At 60.8% G+C, this 15,307-nt stretch carries 20 protein-coding genes; 8 read left to right on the top strand and 12 right to left on the bottom strand.

Annotated elements, in window-relative coordinates:
• Window positions 1–399: (d)CMP kinase (locus tag VB734_RS02580; protein WP_323242913.1), on the top strand; the 399-nt coding region annotated here is incomplete at its 5' end.
• Here the strand turns inward: VB734_RS02580 and VB734_RS02575 are convergent.
• The 3 genes from VB734_RS02575 to VB734_RS02565 form a co-directional block, all read right to left on the bottom strand.
• The gene (locus tag VB734_RS02575; protein WP_323242912.1) at window positions 396–920 is read right to left on the bottom strand and encodes a low molecular weight protein-tyrosine-phosphatase; all 525 of its coding nucleotides are present in this window, start codon (window positions 918–920) and stop codon (window positions 396–398) included. The genes VB734_RS02580 and VB734_RS02575 overlap by 4 nt on opposite strands.
• Entirely contained in the window at window positions 917–1,498 is a 582-nt protein-coding gene (locus VB734_RS02570; RefSeq protein WP_323242911.1) for a HEAT repeat domain-containing protein, read from the bottom strand. Before VB734_RS02570 ends, VB734_RS02575 begins: the two co-directional genes overlap by 4 nt.
• 128 nt (window positions 1,499–1,626) lie before the next feature.
• Window positions 1,627–2,460 carry a HEAT repeat domain-containing protein gene (locus tag VB734_RS02565; protein ID WP_323242910.1) on the bottom strand — a complete coding sequence of 278 codons (834 nt, stop codon included), beginning with the start codon at window positions 2,458–2,460 and terminating at the stop codon, window positions 1,627–1,629.
• Between the two features lie 550 nt (window positions 2,461–3,010).
• On the opposite strand from VB734_RS02565, the gene VB734_RS02560 reads away from it, so the two are divergent.
• Window positions 3,011–3,841 (top strand): hypothetical protein, encoded by an 831-nt coding sequence (locus VB734_RS02560; RefSeq protein ID WP_323242909.1) that lies wholly within the window; start codon window positions 3,011–3,013, stop codon window positions 3,839–3,841.
• Here the strand turns inward: VB734_RS02560 and VB734_RS02555 are convergent.
• Window positions 3,820–4,737 (bottom strand): NAD-dependent epimerase/dehydratase family protein, encoded by a 918-nt coding sequence (locus VB734_RS02555; protein WP_323242908.1) that lies wholly within the window; start codon window positions 4,735–4,737, stop codon window positions 3,820–3,822. The genes VB734_RS02560 and VB734_RS02555 overlap by 22 nt on opposite strands.
• A gap of 115 nt (window positions 4,738–4,852) precedes the next feature.
• Here VB734_RS02555 and VB734_RS02550 point away from each other — a divergent pair, with 115 nt between their 5' ends.
• Window positions 4,853–5,110: a hypothetical protein gene (locus VB734_RS02550; RefSeq protein WP_323242907.1), complete on the top strand. Its 258-nt coding sequence runs from the start codon at window positions 4,853–4,855 to the stop codon at window positions 5,108–5,110.
• A gap of 84 nt (window positions 5,111–5,194) precedes the next feature.
• On the opposite strand, the gene VB734_RS02545 is transcribed toward VB734_RS02550, so the two are convergent.
• The 5 genes from VB734_RS02545 to VB734_RS02525 all read right to left on the bottom strand — a co-directional run bounded on the left by VB734_RS02545 (window position 5,195) and on the right by VB734_RS02525 (window position 8,380).
• Window positions 5,195–5,980 (bottom strand): phycoerythrobilin:ferredoxin oxidoreductase, encoded by a 786-nt coding sequence (locus tag VB734_RS02545; protein WP_323242906.1) that lies wholly within the window; start codon window positions 5,978–5,980, stop codon window positions 5,195–5,197.
• Window positions 5,977–6,708: a 15,16-dihydrobiliverdin:ferredoxin oxidoreductase gene (locus VB734_RS02540; protein WP_323204974.1), complete on the bottom strand. Its 732-nt coding sequence runs from the start codon at window positions 6,706–6,708 to the stop codon at window positions 5,977–5,979. The genes VB734_RS02545 and VB734_RS02540 overlap by 4 nt, the downstream gene beginning before the upstream one ends.
• 9 nt (window positions 6,709–6,717) lie before the next feature.
• Complete coding sequence (locus VB734_RS02535) at window positions 6,718–7,308, bottom strand: phycobiliprotein lyase (RefSeq protein ID WP_323204975.1); 591 nt, start codon at window positions 7,306–7,308, stop codon at window positions 6,718–6,720.
• Window positions 7,309–7,336: 28 nt separating this feature from the next.
• Window positions 7,337–8,050, bottom strand: a complete 714-nt coding sequence (locus tag VB734_RS02530) for a heme oxygenase (biliverdin-producing) (protein ID WP_323242905.1) — start codon at window positions 8,048–8,050, stop codon at window positions 7,337–7,339.
• Between the two features lie 114 nt (window positions 8,051–8,164).
• A complete protein-coding gene (locus VB734_RS02525) occupies window positions 8,165–8,380 on the bottom strand; it encodes a hypothetical protein (protein ID WP_323204977.1) in 216 nt (71 codons plus the stop codon).
• A gap of 437 nt (window positions 8,381–8,817) precedes the next feature.
• Between VB734_RS02525 and cpeB the strand changes: the two genes are divergently transcribed.
• The 3 genes from cpeB (at window position 8,818) to VB734_RS02510 (ending at window position 10,660) form a co-directional block, all read left to right on the top strand.
• Window positions 8,818–9,378, top strand: a complete 561-nt coding sequence (cpeB, locus tag VB734_RS02520; RefSeq protein ID WP_323204978.1) for a class 1 C-phycoerythrin subunit beta — start codon at window positions 8,818–8,820, stop codon at window positions 9,376–9,378.
• Between the two features lie 61 nt (window positions 9,379–9,439).
• Window positions 9,440–9,934, top strand: a complete 495-nt coding sequence (gene cpeA / locus VB734_RS02515) for a class 1 C-phycoerythrin subunit alpha (protein ID WP_323204979.1) — start codon at window positions 9,440–9,442, stop codon at window positions 9,932–9,934.
• A gap of 87 nt (window positions 9,935–10,021) precedes the next feature.
• Window positions 10,022–10,660, top strand: coding sequence for a HEAT repeat domain-containing protein (locus VB734_RS02510; RefSeq protein ID WP_323242904.1), 639 nt, complete (start codon window positions 10,022–10,024; stop codon window positions 10,658–10,660).
• Here VB734_RS02510 and VB734_RS02505 read toward each other — a convergent pair.
• The gene (locus VB734_RS02505; protein WP_323242903.1) at window positions 10,636–11,550 is read right to left on the bottom strand and encodes a HEAT repeat domain-containing protein; all 915 of its coding nucleotides are present in this window, start codon (window positions 11,548–11,550) and stop codon (window positions 10,636–10,638) included. The two genes, VB734_RS02510 and VB734_RS02505, sit on opposite strands and share 25 nt — an antisense overlap.
• Window positions 11,551–11,646: 96 nt before the next feature.
• Here VB734_RS02505 and VB734_RS02500 point away from each other — a divergent pair, with 96 nt between their 5' ends.
• On the top strand, window positions 11,647–12,081 hold the full coding sequence (locus VB734_RS02500) for a DUF2656 family protein (RefSeq protein WP_323242902.1): 435 nt from the start codon (window positions 11,647–11,649) through the stop codon (window positions 12,079–12,081).
• A gap of 427 nt (window positions 12,082–12,508) precedes the next feature.
• Window positions 12,509–13,858, top strand: a complete 1,350-nt coding sequence (locus VB734_RS02495; RefSeq protein WP_323242901.1) for a HEAT repeat domain-containing protein — start codon at window positions 12,509–12,511, stop codon at window positions 13,856–13,858.
• A gap of 290 nt (window positions 13,859–14,148) precedes the next feature.
• On the opposite strand, the gene VB734_RS02490 is transcribed toward VB734_RS02495, so the two are convergent.
• Together VB734_RS02490 and VB734_RS02485 are read right to left on the bottom strand one after the other, a co-directional pair.
• On the bottom strand, window positions 14,149–14,763 hold the full coding sequence (locus VB734_RS02490; RefSeq protein ID WP_323242900.1) for a chromophore lyase CpcT/CpeT: 615 nt from the start codon (window positions 14,761–14,763) through the stop codon (window positions 14,149–14,151).
• Window positions 14,763–15,299 (bottom strand): phycobiliprotein lyase, encoded by a 537-nt coding sequence (locus tag VB734_RS02485; RefSeq protein WP_323204985.1) that lies wholly within the window; start codon window positions 15,297–15,299, stop codon window positions 14,763–14,765. Before VB734_RS02485 ends, VB734_RS02490 begins: the two co-directional genes overlap by 1 nt.
• Between the last annotated feature and the right edge of the window lie 8 nt (window positions 15,300–15,307).

The following is a 15,307-nucleotide window of genomic DNA, read 5'->3' as shown; positions in this document are numbered from 1 at the left end:
GCCCACGCCTGCGTGCGGGCGGCCCTCACCCGCCAGCAGCAGGCCATGGGCCGGCGCGGCGGCCTGGTGGCGGAGGGGCGCGACATCGGCACCGCCGTCTTCCCGGAGGCCGAGTGCAAGGTGTTCCTCACCGCCACGGTGGCGGAGCGGGCCCGTCGCCGGGCGGCGGATCTGGCCCAGCGCGGCTTCGCGGTGCCGGCCCTGGCGGAACTGGAGGCCCAGATCGCCGAGCGGGATCACCTGGATTCCAGCCGGGCCGAAGCCCCCCTGCGGCAGGCGGCCGATGCGGTGGAGCTGGTCACCGATGGCCTGGGAATCGATGCCGTGATCGAGCGTCTGGTGGATCTGTTCCGCGAGCGGGTGCCCGAGGATGCCTGGCCTGGCCCTGGGGTCCCCTAGCGCCCGGCCGCTTCGGCCCCCAGGGCTTCGAGCAGGCCCCCACAGGCGTCCTCCAGCAGGTCGAGCACCCGATCGAAGCCCTCCGCGCCGCCGGAGTAGGGATCGGGCACCTCTTCGACGCGGTAGCGGCGGCAGTAGCTGGTGAGCGGCGTGATCCGGGCCGGGGCCCCACCGGGCCCGACCAGGCCTCGGACCGCCTCCAGGTTCTGCCGGTCCATGGTCAGCACGTGATCGAAGCGGCCCAGGTCGTCGGCCGTGATCTGGCGGGCCCGGCTGGGCAGGACGATGCCCCGCCGGGCGGCGGCACTGCGCATGCGGGCGTCGGCGGGGCGGCCCACGTGCCAGTCACCGGTGCCGGCGGAATCCACCGTGAAGGCGTGCTCCAGGCCGTGGAGAGCGATCAGGTGCAGGAAGACCCCCTCGGCGGCCGGGGAGCGGCAGATGTTGCCGAGGCAGACGAACAGGAGGCTGGTGGGGCGTTCCATGGCGACAGGGGCGGGCGGTTCAGGGGGGGTGGTCATCGGGCGTTCAGTCGTTTCAGGGCCACACCGGCCCTCAGGCGCACCACCAGCGTGTCCTCCAGCTCCGGATCCAGGAGCTGCGCCAGGCTCGCCTCGGCCCGATCGCTGTGGGGATGGCCCGGGGGCAGGGGCAGGGCCAGCCCTTCGAGGCCCACCGCCACGGCATAGCGCACGACCCACTCGCCGTCTGGGCGGCCGCTCTCAAGGGCCCCCAGGCAGCGCTCACGCACCTGCTGCCGTTGCTCCTCGGCCAGGGTCTCCAGCCGCAGGGTCCCCAGCCCCCTGGCGGCGGCCCGGCGCACGCTGGGGCCGACGTCGGTGGCCAGGGCGTCCTCAAGGACGTCTAGCCCACGGGTGTCGCCGATACCCGCCAGGGCCCGCACGGCCCAGGCCCGGGCGCCGTAGTTGTGGGCATCGAGATTGGCCAGCAGGGGGCCCACGGCGGCCGGGCCCAGGGCGATGAGGCCATCCACGGCGGCCACGGCGGCTCCTGGATTGTTGAATCCAAGAACCTGGAGCAGGCACTCAATCACATCCTGGGCCTCGGGATCTCCGAGCCCGGAGCCATCGCTATCCACCTTCGCCAGCCTGGTAAGAGTATGGGCCAGAGCCTCTGTCGACTTTTGCAGTCCGTCGGCGCTGACGGCTCCCTCAACCCCGGCGATGAGGCTCTTCAGCAGGCCTGTAGAGCTGGGTGGTGTCTTACTCAAAGCAAGTCGTCCATAGCCATCAGAACAGTCTCCGTGTCAGGGGGACCTTGGCCGTTTTCCACAAGTCCCCGTAGGGCGATCAGTTTCAGACTGTTTTCAGCCAGGGTGCTCCGGATCGGCTCGAGCGCAAGGCGCCAACCGACGGCACCCAGGTCCATCAGCGCAGCACGGCGTACCTGGAGCTGTGGATGCGCCAGCAGTTCGACCAGGCGTCGGCCCCAACGTTCATCCCCCGTGAGCTGGAACAGGGCCCGAGCAGCGGCACTGCGGATCAGAGGTCGGTCATGGGCAAGAAAGGGTTCGATCACCACAAGCACGCCTGGATCGCTGACACCGATGTCCCCGAGGGCTTCCAGCATCGCCTCGCAGGGCTCTCTGAGCCGTGGGTTGCCGGACGCCTGGGGGGCCCCGGCCCCAGTGACACCACTGGCCAGTCGCTGGCAGAGCAGGGGAACGGCCTCTTCCGCCCTTAGTTCACCCAGGGCGCGGGCAGCAGCTTCCCGTAGACCATCATCATCATCATCCATTGTGGAAAGTAGATCGGGAATCGCTTGCGGATCCCCCAGCTTCCCGAGGGCCCGGGCCGCATTGCGGGCCACGGCGTTCTGTTCCACGAGGGACGTTGCCTCACGGGGCTGGCGCCGCCGCAGTGCGGCCTGAAGCAGGGGCACCGCCTCAGGATGGCGGCTTCGCATCCGGCCCAACCACCAAGCCGCGTAGTACTGGTGGGATTGATCGTCGTTCTGGCGAAGCCGGTTCAGGGCTTCCGTTTCACTGATGGGTTCGCCGGCTGCAGAGATCGCGGGATCCAGATCGTTGGTGCCAGCCATGGCCCGCTCGGTGCTTCAGGAAGCCGTTCATGCTGCCATCGTGGCCACCCGGCAGGCCCGAACTCCCCGTGTCGAGCGATGCACGCCGGCAAAAGGATCGCTTGCCCGTCGCCAGGGGTGAGGAGGAACGCTTGGTCGAAAGGCTTTTGGCTGGCTCGCCATCCACTCCTCCTTCCCAGCCACCGTGTCCCCAGTCGCCTGGTGCCAAAGGATTCCAGCGGTATCCATCGACGCCAGCAGCGGACCACTTGTGTTTCGCCGAAACTGCCCTCTCTGGGAGGGCATGACTGATCTCCACGGAAGGCCCCTGTGTCGTCCCGGACGCGTAGGCGTACGGATTGCCACTGAGGTGAATCAGTAGAAGCAGACCAACAGGCCCTCTAGTCTCATCTGAGCAAAGGGATGAGCGCCTGCTCAGACAGGCGATGCTGCTTTTCCACTCTGAGCCGGTACTTCAGAACTCCACCCCCACCAGGGACAACGACCAGCTCGACGTCTGTTCGTCATGAGAGAATCAGGCGATGACAAGCCAGGCCCTGATCTGACTACCGTGGATATCACCTCGAATCAGAGCAACGCAGGAGCTGCTCGTCAGTGGGACCTGATGCGAGCCAGTTTTGATGGTGACTGGCAAGGAGTGACGACTTGGTATGGGCGAGAGAGCACAGGAATGGATCTGACCCATGGAGAATCCGATCCAGCTGGATCAATGTATGCGATCCGCTTTTCAGATCCCAATACGGGACTTTGGCATGGAACAGGCTTGCGATTTGCCTCCAACGGAGAACGCAAGTTTCCCTTGTATAGGCATAGCTATAATCTGAGTAACAACTGTTGGCATTTTCCAGATACAGCTGGTCAGTCGAGCCTGGAAATGGACGGAAGTGCTGGCCGTGCAGGCCATGAAGTTAACTTTTTCAGCTCCCGTTCCCGGTCAATGATCATCGCTCTCTATCATCGGCAGGATGATCTAAGCATGATTCTGCAGTCCGTGGCAGCAACACCCTTTCGGTGTCAGCGAGCCTGCCCGGATCCAGTGCGGGACAACCCAGAATCGCAACGAGACCTATTTCAGGCAGTGGCCGGTTGGCCTGGGGTCGAGCAGGAATTGCAACCGGGAAAGTGGCCCGACCAGGCACCCCAACATAAGCGTATTCCTGGATTCGATGCCAGAACTTTTCAGAAATACGACGCTGACGGCTTTTTTCAGGACAATTTGTTGTGTAACCTGCCAGATAGCCTGCCCCAAGGACCATTTGAACTTAACTTTGGCTGCCTGTTAAGTCCCCAGCGCTTTGTGCATCTGATGATTGAATACGATGAAAAGCATCAGCTGTCTCGCTGGGTTGAACGTCGTTATCAATCCACCATGGAAGGCTGAGTCAACGTGAAGCCCAGTTGCTTGAGTTTTGCATTGCTCACTCTGGCGTTCAGCACACGATCGGATGTGTCGACTGTCAGCCATTTGGCCAGCGGCAGGCCAGCCTGTTCGCACAAGCGGTCCGTCAGCTCTTGGCCTGTATACTGAGTATCATCCACTAGATTGTAGACCTCATTAAGGTTGTGCTCAAAAGCAAAATTCACACCCCGAACAATATCGTCAAGGTGGATCCAGCAAGGAACATTTTGCCCATTACGCTGAACAATACCACCAGCAGCAGAGAGGAGCATACCAGGGATGTCACGTCCAGGGCCATAGATGCCTCCCAGACGAAGAACGCAGACGTTGATCTTCTCGGAACGGACAGATTGAATCATCTCTTCGGCTCTTGCCAGAACCTGATTTACCGGATGACGTGCATCGATAGCGTCTGTCTCGTTGGTCAACGCACCTTGCCGATTTCCGTAAACACCGCAGCTACTCAGGTGTACCAGATGAAGTGGCGATTCACTTGTGCGACGCTTGAGTGCCTCAATCAATAACTCAAGGCCACCAAGGAATGTCTCCCGATATTGACTGATATCAACCTGAGAATTCTTGGAAGGCGCGAAAGATGCAAGGATTCCGTCAAGATTGCTGGTGAATTCGAGGCTGGTGCTAGAATCTGTGAAATCACAAACGACTGGTGAATCAACAATTTCGGCTAACTCGTTCAAGCGCTCATGGCGGGTTGTGGTTCCCCAGAGTTCATGTCCCTGATGCCTCCAGGCTTTGGCGACAGCTTTGCCCACGTAGCCGCAGCCCAGGATGGCGCGCTGCTCCCCGGAGGGCAGGATGGGGCGCGACTCCTTGGCCAGCAGCTGGTAGAGCGAGGCCAGATCAGGGGAAGACGTCATCCGATCGTTACGTTTCGTAAAGACTAGCTGACGGATCAGGCAGGTGTGTGGCAAAAGTTACAACTTCTGTCCTGTCGGTGGCTTTGTGGGCCGCCTTGCGTGAGAGGTTTGCCGGGTGCGCACCATTCCAATGCCCAGCTACCTGATCACAGCGGAGGGACTGGACGACGTGATGGTGGCCTGCCCAGGTTGCAGTGGCGACGCCCTCGTTCTGGCCCTGAGGGATCGGGAGATGCAGAGCTATAAGGTGCAACGGCGCAGCGATGACGGACGCCAATGGTGGTTTGAGGTGACCCTGGTGCCCTCAGGGACTGAAGCCAGCAAAGCCAGCCCCCTCACCAAGATGTTCTGCGTCTGTCGAATCGACGATTGATGTTGTGATTGACACCACGGGTCAGTCTCTCCACCGGCGGGTGGAGTCTTGAACGAGCCTCCTTCCCGCCGACACGTGCTGACCTCAGAGGTCGAACAGCACCCCGTGGATGTAGGACTCGGTCCACTCCACGCCGTGGAACCGGGTGAGCATGCCCCGCGCCGGATCCTTCTCCGCCCTGTAGGCCACATAACGCTGCTGGCCGGCCAGCAGGTCCTGGCGTCTCTCGTCGTCGACGGGGTCGGCTTCTCGCACCAGCTGAAGGTAGAGATCGAGATAAGCCACGAAGGCCGGGAAGACCGCCTTGATGATGAGATCGTCTCCTGGATCCCCCAGGGGCAGCCGGGTCCACAGGAACCCCGGAGAGAAGTAGGGCTCGGCCTCAGTGGGAATCGGCCCCCCCGAGGGAAGGAAATTCTGCCAGTGTTCCCAGAGCGGCAGCAACCGCTCCCACACCCTTGAGGTGTGCTGGGTGTCGGTTTTGAGGGCGGGCTGAAGATCCAGGGCGATCAGATGGCCCGACGGCAGTGTGACCAGATCGGCACCGAAGAAGGGAAGATCAAACCCACTGGAGGGATTGATCACGAAGTTCAGCACCGAGGCTGCATTCCCTGCCTCCACACAGGCGGCCCGAACCTGGCGCAGTTTGTCCGTGCTGCACGCCCAAGTGGCCGTGGTCACTGGTACGGGGTTCGCTTTCGATCCGGTAGCGCCCTCCTGTCGGAGGAACGGCTCTTCCACTGGATAGGCCACGGGATGGAAAGGCTGAAGAGCCTCCACCGCATGGTCCAGGAACGGAGCCCAGCGCCAGCCGTCCAGCACGACGGGATCGAGGCTGCAGGGCTGGGGCGGGGCTGGAGGGGTCGTCATGGGGAAACCTCTGGGGGATGAACCGCATCCGGTTCACAGCCGGGGAACAGGAATTCATTCAGAAAGCGATCCGACCAGGCTTTGCCGAAGTGGCTGGTGAATAGACCGTGCGCCGGATCCCGTTCGGCGCTGTAGATGTCGTAGGCGGTCTGGAGACGGCGCACCTCCTTGGGCTCCAGACCAGGACCGCTCTGGTGTGCATCGTTAAGCGCCCAGTAGCGGGTGAGGAATGCCGTGAACGCATCTGGCAATGAACCTTTGGCGTGCTCGGCGTTCCCACGGCAGAACAACAGCCAGGGAGAGAAATACTGGTGGGGATCGTAGGAGCGCATGACTTCGTCGCCGCTGAGATCGGGGAACAGATCGTGCAGCTGCCTGAGGCCTGTGAGATGGCGCTCCAGGTACTCCGGCGTCTGCAGCAGAGGCTGAAAATCGAGCACAGCCACCAACTTCTGTCGCGTCCCGAACCAGAGCAGATCGATGCCCAGCAACGGCTGATCCCGGCAAAAATCGGGATAGGCCACGGAGTTGAGCACCTGCAGGCTCTCTCCTGCGTCGAGCCTGGTGACCCGCCAGCGCCGGATGCCAGGCACTTGCCAGAGCCAGCTGCGGATCACGCTGGTGCCCTTGGCGGAGTGACGCTCTTCCAGACCTTCGGGGATCGGAAGGCTTCGGGCGCCCCGGGCCTGGATCGCGGCCTGAAGCTCGTCGAGAAAGGGGTCGAACATAGTGTGGGCTCAGCCCGGTGTGTTCAGCGGAAGGGAAGGGAGGGGGAAACGCCGTTGAGCCTCGCCCAGCATCGCCGCCAGGTCGCTGGCCGAAGGGCAACGCAGCTCGGTGCAGAACGTGGCCATGCTGACGCCATCGAGATACTGCACACTGCTGACACGGATCCGCACACTCTCGGTGACGAACCAGCAACGTTCGATGCCGATGCTGGTGTCGTAACGGGTGGTGATCGTCAGAAGGCCGTCATCGGCGAAGGAGTAGGTGCTGATCACCGGTTGCTTCTCGATGTAGCCCTTGTCGCGCAGGAGAAAGCCACGGCGAGGGTCTGTACCCTCCGCCACATCCACCAGAACGGCGGCCTGTTCGTCACTTCGGAGGCTTTCCTTCAGGTTGCTCTCCCAGTAGAAGCGAGCTCCGCCGCAGCCCTGCGAAGCGGATACGCCAAGACTGTCGCAGACCCGTTGAACCGCCTCATCGCTGGCGTTGAACGGTTCGATGGTGAGATTCGAATCTCCCGCTTCATCCTCCTGGTGATCCAGGTGGTGGACGGCACGCCGGGTCAACCAGGTCCCGGCACTGGCGGCCAGGAAGTCCTTCATGGTCAACGGTGCGGAGCAAGCCATCGAGTCAGGCGACGACGGCCTCGGTGCTGCCGGCGCGGCTGCGGCGGGTGAGGAAGCCGAACAGCACCTTGCCGATCGCGGCCACCAGGTTGCCTTCCAGCTCCTGGAACATCTTCATGTTGCAGTGGAAGGCCTCGTTGGCCTCGGCCACGATCCGGTCGGCCATGGCCTGGTCGATGGGCAGGCTGTCGAGGGTGAGGCGATAGGTGGCCTTGAAGGCCTTCTCGTCGTCGATGGCGTCGAATTCGTAGAAGCGCAGGCCATCGTGCTCACCCAGGTTCATCGCCTTCTGGGCGATGTTCTTGAGGATCTGGCCACCGGAGAGGTCGCCGATGTAGCGGGTGTAGTGGTGACCGACGAGCAGTTCGGGGCATTCCCGGGCCACCCGGTGCAGGCGGGCCACGTACTCCTGGGCGCCGGGGGTGGCGCGGATCTGCTGCCGCCAGTCGCCACCGAAGTAAAAGGCCAGATCCTGCTCCAGGGACTCACGGCGGTTCAGGGCCGGTGAGGCGATCGGGCCGACGACCGGGTGGTCGGTCAGCTTGCCGATCTCCTCCTCCATGGCGCTGTAGACGAACCACAGGTCGGCCACCAGGGTGCGGTAGCTGGCCTTGTCGACGACTCCCTTGAGGAAACAGCTCACGAAACCGGTGTTCTCGGCCATCGTGTGGGCTTTCTTCGTTCCCTCACGGAGTTGGGAAGCAAGGGCGACGGGCATGGAGGGGAGTCTCCCAGGAGATCCCGAACCTACGAGAGGCGCAGCCTGAATACGGAGGCCAGGTTGCGGGCCGTAAAGAAAAGGACTCCCGAGGGGATGGCCTGGCTGTGCCGATCAGGTGGAGGAGGTGGCGTCCCTCTGGCTGATCAGCTGGTCGAGGATCGCCTCGATGCGCTGCAGTTCGGCATGGGAGGCGAGGGTCGCGTCCACCTTTTTCTGCGGGAGCTTGAGGCGCTGGCCCATGGCCGACACATCGGCGATCAATCGCTCTTTGTAGGCGGTGAGGACCTCGATCGACTCGAGAAGTTCCTGAAGGGTGGGGTCGGACATGGAGGAGAAAGACCGTGCGGGCATCGTAAGAAGCCGACCGCTGCCCCCACCTGACCCGCCCAGCCAGGGCCCAGCGAGGCCAGGCAAGAACCAGGCAAGACCATGAAGAAAAGCCAAACAGGCGCGGCCGCTGAAGGGCCGTCCTGCCGGTTTCCGCTAGTGCGTGCATCTGGAAAGCCTGTAGAGGACTGGATTTCTGGGCCGTCTGTCGCGGCCCCTGGCCTCGGCAGGCGAAGCTTGGATCACGAAATCTTGCGTGACACGCTGCGTAGGGGGGGATTGCTGGCCACGGCAGGTAATTTCATGGGGCTTCGGCACTCGCGGTGAAGCATTACCAGCGACCTCCGGTTGATTGGTCAACGCAATCCGTCTCTGCTTGCCTTCAGTAAGTGGTCGAAGCCCTTCCTGCTAAGTCCCTAGCCCGAACTTCCCCCACCATGCTCGACGCCTTTTCCCGCGCCGTCGTAAGCGCTGACTCCAAAAATGCTGCCATCGGCAGTGGCGAAATGGCCGCCCTTCGCACCTATGTGGCCGAAGGGAACAAGCGCCTTGATGCCGTCAATGCCATCACCTCCAACGCTTCCTGCATCGTCTCGGATGCTGTCACCGGCATGATCTGCGAGAACACCGGCCTGATCCAGGCTGGTGGCAACTGCTATCCCAACCGCCGCATGGCCGCTTGCCTGCGCGATGGCGAGATCGTTCTGCGCTACATCAGCTATGCCCTGCTGGCCGGGGATTCCTCCGTGCTCGACGACCGCTGCCTGAACGGCCTCAAGGAGACCTACATCGCCCTGGGTGTCCCCCTGCAGTCCGCTGCGCGCGCTGTCGGAATCATGAAGGCCTCCTCCACCGCCCACATCAACGAGACCAACACCACCGGTACCAATCCCGACGAAACCCGTTTCCGCAAGATGGAAACTGTCCAGGGCGATTGCTCCGCTCTGGTGGCCGAAGCCGCTTCCTACTTTGATCGTGTGGCCAGCGCCCTCGCCTGAGCCGCTGAGGCGTTTACCTGACTATTCCGCTTACATACTCTTCCATTAAAGGAATCACTCGATGAAATCTGTCGTCACCACCGTTGTGACCGCCGCTGATGCCGCCGGTCGCTTCCCCAGCCAGAACGACCTTGAAGCCGTTCAGGGCAACATCCAGCGGGCCGCTGCTCGCCTCGAGGCCGCTGAGAAGCTGGCGAACGGATGGGAAAAAGTGATGCGTGAAGCCGGCGATGCCTGCTTCAAGAAGTATCCCTATCTCAAGCAGCAAGGCGAAGCTGGCAGCACCCAGACCAAAGTCGACAAGTGCTACCGCGACCTGGGCCACTACCTGCGCCTGATCAACTACTGCCTCGTTGTGGGTGGCACCGGTCCCCTCGACGAGTGGGGCATTGCCGGCGCCCGTGAGGTCTACCGCACCCTCAACCTGCCCACCGCAGCCTACGTGGAAGCGCTCACCTACACTCGCGACCGGGCCTGCTCCCCTCGCGACATGAGCCCTCAGGCGCTCAACGAGTTCAAGAGCTACCTCGATTACGCGATCAACTCGCTTTCCTGAGGCGGTTCTGATCCCAAAGTGGGGGGGCTTCGGCCTCCCCTTTTTTCGTTTTTGCCGAATTTCTTCCCCTCAAGGCCCCCCGTCTCGATGCTCCAAGCCGCCAGCACCCCCTCCCTTGATCAGCTGTTTGAGGATCTTGGGCATCCGAACCCCTACGTGCAGACCGAGGCATTCCTGGCCATGGTTCGCCACCATGCCGAGCCCGCTCTGCCGCGGCTGCTGCTGTTGCTGGATCACGAGGATGTGGTCCGCAGGCGGGCTGCGGTACGAGCGCTCGGCGCCTTTGCGGAACGGGCCATGCTTCCGCTTGCAGAGAAATTTCACACCAGCTCGGATTGCACTGTGCGGGCTAGCTGCGTGAAGGCCTATGCCCAGATCGCCTCCAATGTCCCCGGCATCGTCTTCCCCTCCGAGGCCATGGCCGCCCTCGAGACCGCCCTGCAGGACGACTCCCCGGTGGTTGGCATCGCAGCGGTGATGGCCCTCGGCCAGGTGGGGGAGCAGGCACTGCCGCTGCTGATCCAGGTCTGCCGAGGCCGTAACGAGGCCCAGGCGGTGGCGGCAGTCAATGCCCTGGCCAGCATCGACCATCCGGATGTCACCGGCTGTCTGGTCAGTCTTGCAACCTCGGAAGCTACCGATACTTATGTGCGTGAATCCGTGGATTCTGCGCTGGTAAGGGTGGAGGATCTGCGGGCGCGTCAGCCTTCGAGGTCATCCTCTTGATGCTTGTGCAATTGTCGGATGGAGAGTTGAAGCACCGGCTTCACCTCCGGGTTCGTTTCTAAGCTCTCGGCGGATTCCAGTGCCGCAATGGCGTCAACGGCTTTGAGTTTCATGAGCGAAAGGGCTGTGTTCTTTCTCACCTGAGCCGAGCTGTCGCAAAGCAGAGGCTGCAGCAGGGGTGAGGCCCAGATTGGATCGTGAAGCTTTCCCAGCAGGGTGGCGGCTTCCGCCCGCACCAAGGGGGCGGAATCGCCAAGGGCCTCGATGACAAGGCCCCTGGCTTCCTGGTCGTCGAGGCTTTGAATCTGTTCGCCGAGCGCGGCAATGGCCGCTGTTCTCACCTCGTTGTGGGACGAGCGAGCGGCTCTGCGCAAAGCAGCGGGAGCCTGGGCGCCAACGAAGGAGAGCCCCCAACTGGCCAGGCCCAGATGCATGGCACTGCTTTCACTGCTGGAAAGCACGCCGATGAGAGCCTCCACGGCAGGCTCCCCCGTGGCTGCCATCGCACCCACCACCGATCCCTGAACCACCGGGTCACCATCGTTCAGGAGTGCCTTTAGAAGGTGAGGCAGAGCGTCGGGAGATGCGATCAGCGTCAGCGTTTTTGCGGCTGCTCGCCGAACGGTCACATTGTCGTGGGTGCCCAGGGCGTGGCAGAGGGCCGGAACGGCTGCGGTCCCGATCACCCCAAGACTTTCGGCGAACGTCAACCGCATCAGGCCTCGAGGATCCCCAAGCCCAGCCACCATCTTTTCGATCATGACCTGATCTCCTTCGGGGCGCACACCGGAACGAAGCTGCTGCTTCAGCTCGGCGGCCAGAAGGCTAGCTTCCGCCTCAGTGAGACTGGTCGCCGATGGGGGTGCAGTGCCGCTGGGCTCGCTGCTCAAGGCTACGGGGCAAGGCATCGCCCATTCTCCCCTCAAGTCCGTCTTGCAAAGACTTGCGGAAGCCGCCCGTAACATGATCTGGTTTCACCAGGTTCCATGACCACCTTCCTGTTGTCGCACAATCTGCAGGTCCAGGGGGGAAACGTTCCGCCCTGGGAGGGGCAGGAACTCGCTGCTGGGTTGTTGCGTCTCTGTGGGAGCGCCATCAGGGCCGAAGTCCTGTCCCATCCCCACTGGTTGATCAGGATTGAAGGCGCTGTCGATGCTCCCGTCCTGGCCAGCGATCTTCTTGAGGCCTGGGTCAGACTGCGTCATGAAAAGGGTCACGACGTTGGCCATGCGCTGCTGGCCCTCGGTGGCAGGAAGGACACACGTCCTGGGCCTGGATCCCCACTGGAACAGGGCTTCTGGGGCGTCGATGTGGTGGAGACATCAGACCCTGAGGGTTTTCTCGAAGCCATCAACTGGCAGGCTCTCAAGGCGGGCCGACCAACTGATGGGGTTTTCGAGGTGAGGCTGAATCCCTTGTGAAGCCTGCAGCGACAATCAGGATGGGCCATTTTGCTTTTTCCTGCTATTCCGTTTAACGGATGCCTTGGCTGGAGCCATGTCAGATCCCACGGATCCGGATGGGTTCTCTTGCCCAGTGCTCATCCCTACATGGGTGACGACGGCTCCCTGCTGATGCAAGCAGCTCATCATGGCGCTCAACTTGCGCACGGGAACCCTGAGCACTCTGGTGGATCTCTGCTGGGGCATTCCTGAAGAAAACACACTGACGGCGAGTGCGTCGGAGAGACCGGGTCCCATGGTTTTTCGAGCTTCTCTTACGGCAGCATGCTGCCGAACTTGACTGAACTCTGCCAAGTTTGCAACGATCCTACATAAGATCATTGGTTTGCCTGGGTCGAACCGAGGAATGGGAGACTGTGAATGGGAGGATGGGGGACGTGAGCCGATGCTGAAAAACGTGGCGAATGCCAACCGCTTCGACAACCTTCATCCTGGCCTCAGTCAGGACGAGGCCTTGCGTATCCTTGCCTTGCCCGTTGAGCAGCTCGAGTCTGGCAGCGACCGTTATATGGCAACATCCCATTTGATTAATTTTCCGGGCGAGCGATCCGAGCAGGCCCTGCTGAATCTTCTCGAAGAGAACGACGAGAGTCAGCCAACGCGTCTGGCCAAACGAAAGGCTGTGGAAGTCCTGGCTCGTCTTGGATGCACCGCTGCCTTGGCCCCCATCGGTGTTTGCCTCTTCAGCAAGGATCCCTATCTCGTTGAGAATGCGGCTTGGGCGTTGCAGCAACTTGGTTGCCAGGATCCTGCCATCCAGAATCGGATGATCACCTTGCTGGCAGACCCTGATCAGAACCGACGGGTTCTGGCCCAGAGTCTGGCTGGCTTGGGGGTGAAGAACGCACTGCCAGCGATCGCAGCACTCCAGGATAATGAGAGTCCTGGAGTGCGTGGAGCAGCCCTGGCGGCGGTTGCCACCTTGAACGGGGAGAACGTGCGCATCAGCGAGCTGGCCGAGCTTCTGTTCCTTCCGAACCAGATGGATCGCCAGTCGGCCATCCAGGATGTCATCAATGCCGAGGCAGTGCCCTTGCTCGGCCACGTCCTCGAAGCGCCGGTCTCTCCGGTGTTCCGGCTGCGGGCCCTGCGGCTTCTGTGGCCTGGAGCGGAGCCCCATTGCCATGATCTGTCGCTCCTGGAAACCATCGACAGGTTGCTCTGGGATCATCCTGATTCGGTATCGCTGGTGCATCGCTATGAGGAAATTCCCGAAAACTCCTTTTTGATTGATGAGCTCTTCGGTACCGATTTCAGTCGCTGCTATCTCGCCTTACAAACGCTTGCGTCCGGTGTCGTCCCTGAACTCTGGCCACTGTTGGAACAGCGATGGCTGGAGGAAGCTCACAATGATTACGGAGCTCACTACTTCTTCTTGCGTTTGTTTGGGCAGATTGGAAGTTGGGGAGATGCGCACACTAAGGTTGAAGACCTGTGTGAATCTGCTATCCACAATCGCAGGCCCCAGTTTCTGAAGTCCCGTCCTGCTGGAATCCTTGCACTGATGCGCGTGAATCCCTCCAGGCTCCGTCCACTTCTGCACACCTTGATGGCGGCAGAAGTGGAATCCAATTGGGAATGCAGATATGCGGCCCTGATGGCGTATCAGACCTTGCTCCAAGAAGGTACAGTCCTTGATGCAGGCGAGAAGGCAGCGATTCTCTCCACAAGCGATCCAGACCTGTTTGTAGAGTGTAAACGAAGCATGGTAGTGTCCTTATGTACTGATCTCTGAATAGCGAGTCTGTGAGCTTCCATAGATAGCCCAATAGCTTACGGTTTCATTGCACATCGGTCGCGGAACTCTCGCAACAGCACGGAGAATTTTGAACGATCGGCGAGGACCCATGGGCCAATGGCCGACGTCCTTGACTGAAAGAACCTTTCCACCCAGCTCATTCAGACATGATTCGAAACGTTCAATCAACATCTGATCAACAGTTTCAAAGATAAAGTCCGTCCCCTGGCAGATGAGATGATGAGTACGAATCCAGGATTGAAGTTGTTTATTGGGACTTAACTTGCTCATGCCAAATCATTCCGTAACCATTCGGCATTGAGGTGATCACCGTACCGTTCCAGGCGCGTGAAGCGAAGCGGACCATGCTCTGAGCCCCAGCGATGGGCATGGGTGGTGGGATCGAATCCACGATCCCGGCTTGTCCAGTGATGCTCATCAAACTCCACTTCACTGACGAGGTAGGTCATCTGGCCGTCTCGAGGAATCAGACAGCGGCATCCAGTCTCAACCTCACCGCCATAGCTGCCGTTGTTCTTCGCACGGAATACCATCGCGCAACCTGGGCGAGCCAGCAGATCTTCCCTGTCCAATCCGCTCAGCAACTCAGGCCTCGAACCTCCACCAGCACAACGTAATCCTCTCCGCAGGCCATAATTTTCCATCAAGATATGGTCATCAAAAACGACCAAATGATGCATACCTTGGCGATAGGGGCGCCAAGGATCGTAGTCGTAGCTCTGCTCAGAGTAAAACCAGGGACCCTGAAAAGCGTTCCATGGGAGAGGACGAAAAAAAATATGGATATGAGAAAAGCTGGAAGGCTCTAATTGAGCCTGATCGTGATTGCTATAGTGTCCTGAAAGTGTATGCACAAAGTGCAGAACTCTGCTGGTATTCATCACTCCGCTGGCATCCTTCGGACTTCGGAGGCAAACGATGTTTGGAGGACTCCGGAACCAGCCGACGTACGAAGAACGGAGGAGCGACAGCGGACGTGGTCGGAGACAAACCAAATGCGTTCTTCGGCAATGGATTGGCCGTAGCTGGTGTGGAGGATGAAGGTATCGTCGTCAAGAAACTGATAGGTTGATGTGGCTGGCTCAGCTTCCGCATAGCCCACACTGCGGAGCAGCTTCCCCTCACGCTCCGTGAGGGGCACTGGAATGAGCATGCAACTTCCTGAGCTGACGGCAGACGGATCTTCCGGCTCCCAGTCGGAATCCGCTTCCCAGGTCATCTGGAATGGAGATGTTATACTGGTTGAGGGAATCGATAGATCCGAAAGATATTTTAAAACTGCAGTATCTTCTGCCGATAGGAGTTTGATTTTTATATCGCTCAAAACCTCCTCAAACTGTCGAAAGGCAAGGGAATGGGCTGATCGCATGGATCGCCAACTCCCTTGGGACCGCTCAACAAAATGATCAATGATCATGAAAGAAC

The sequence above is a fragment of the Synechococcus sp. BA-124 BA4 genome, assembly GCF_034931165.1.
The sequence above is the reverse complement of the archived record's forward strand: the minus strand, read 5'-3'. Positions and strand labels throughout refer to the sequence as shown.

Bases quoted from the DNA above. Each gene is read 5' to 3' on its own strand.
- VB734_RS02575 (WP_323242912.1), bottom strand. From the start codon at position 920: ATGACCACCCCCCCTGAACCGCCCGCCCCTGTCGCCATGGAACGCCCC.
- VB734_RS02565 (WP_323242910.1), bottom strand. From the start codon at position 2,460: ATGGCTGGCACCAACGATCTGGATCCCGCGATCTCTGCAGCCGGCGAA.
- VB734_RS02555 (WP_323242908.1), bottom strand. From the start codon at position 4,737: ATGACGTCTTCCCCTGATCTGGCCTCGCTCTACCAGCTGCTGGCCAAG.
- VB734_RS02545 (WP_323242906.1), bottom strand. From the start codon at position 5,980: ATGACGACCCCTCCAGCCCCGCCCCAGCCCTGCAGCCTCGATCCCGTC.
- VB734_RS02540 (WP_323204974.1), bottom strand. From the start codon at position 6,708: ATGTTCGACCCCTTTCTCGACGAGCTTCAGGCCGCGATCCAGGCCCGG.
- VB734_RS02535 (WP_323204975.1), bottom strand. From the start codon at position 7,308: ATGAAGGACTTCCTGGCCGCCAGTGCCGGGACCTGGTTGACCCGGCGT.
- VB734_RS02530 (WP_323242905.1), bottom strand. From the start codon at position 8,050: ATGCCCGTCGCCCTTGCTTCCCAACTCCGTGAGGGAACGAAGAAAGCC.
- VB734_RS02525 (WP_323204977.1), bottom strand. From the start codon at position 8,380: ATGTCCGACCCCACCCTTCAGGAACTTCTCGAGTCGATCGAGGTCCTC.
- cpeB (WP_323204978.1), top strand. From the start codon at position 8,818: ATGCTCGACGCCTTTTCCCGCGCCGTCGTAAGCGCTGACTCCAAAAAT.
- cpeA (WP_323204979.1), top strand. From the start codon at position 9,440: ATGAAATCTGTCGTCACCACCGTTGTGACCGCCGCTGATGCCGCCGGT.
- VB734_RS02510 (WP_323242904.1), top strand. From the start codon at position 10,022: ATGCTCCAAGCCGCCAGCACCCCCTCCCTTGATCAGCTGTTTGAGGAT.
- VB734_RS02500 (WP_323242902.1), top strand. From the start codon at position 11,647: ATGACCACCTTCCTGTTGTCGCACAATCTGCAGGTCCAGGGGGGAAAC.
- VB734_RS02495 (WP_323242901.1), top strand. From the start codon at position 12,509: ATGCTGAAAAACGTGGCGAATGCCAACCGCTTCGACAACCTTCATCCT.
- VB734_RS02490 (WP_323242900.1), bottom strand. From the start codon at position 14,763: ATGAATACCAGCAGAGTTCTGCACTTTGTGCATACACTTTCAGGACAC.
- VB734_RS02485 (WP_323204985.1), bottom strand. From the start codon at position 15,299: ATGATCATTGATCATTTTGTTGAGCGGTCCCAAGGGAGTTGGCGATCC.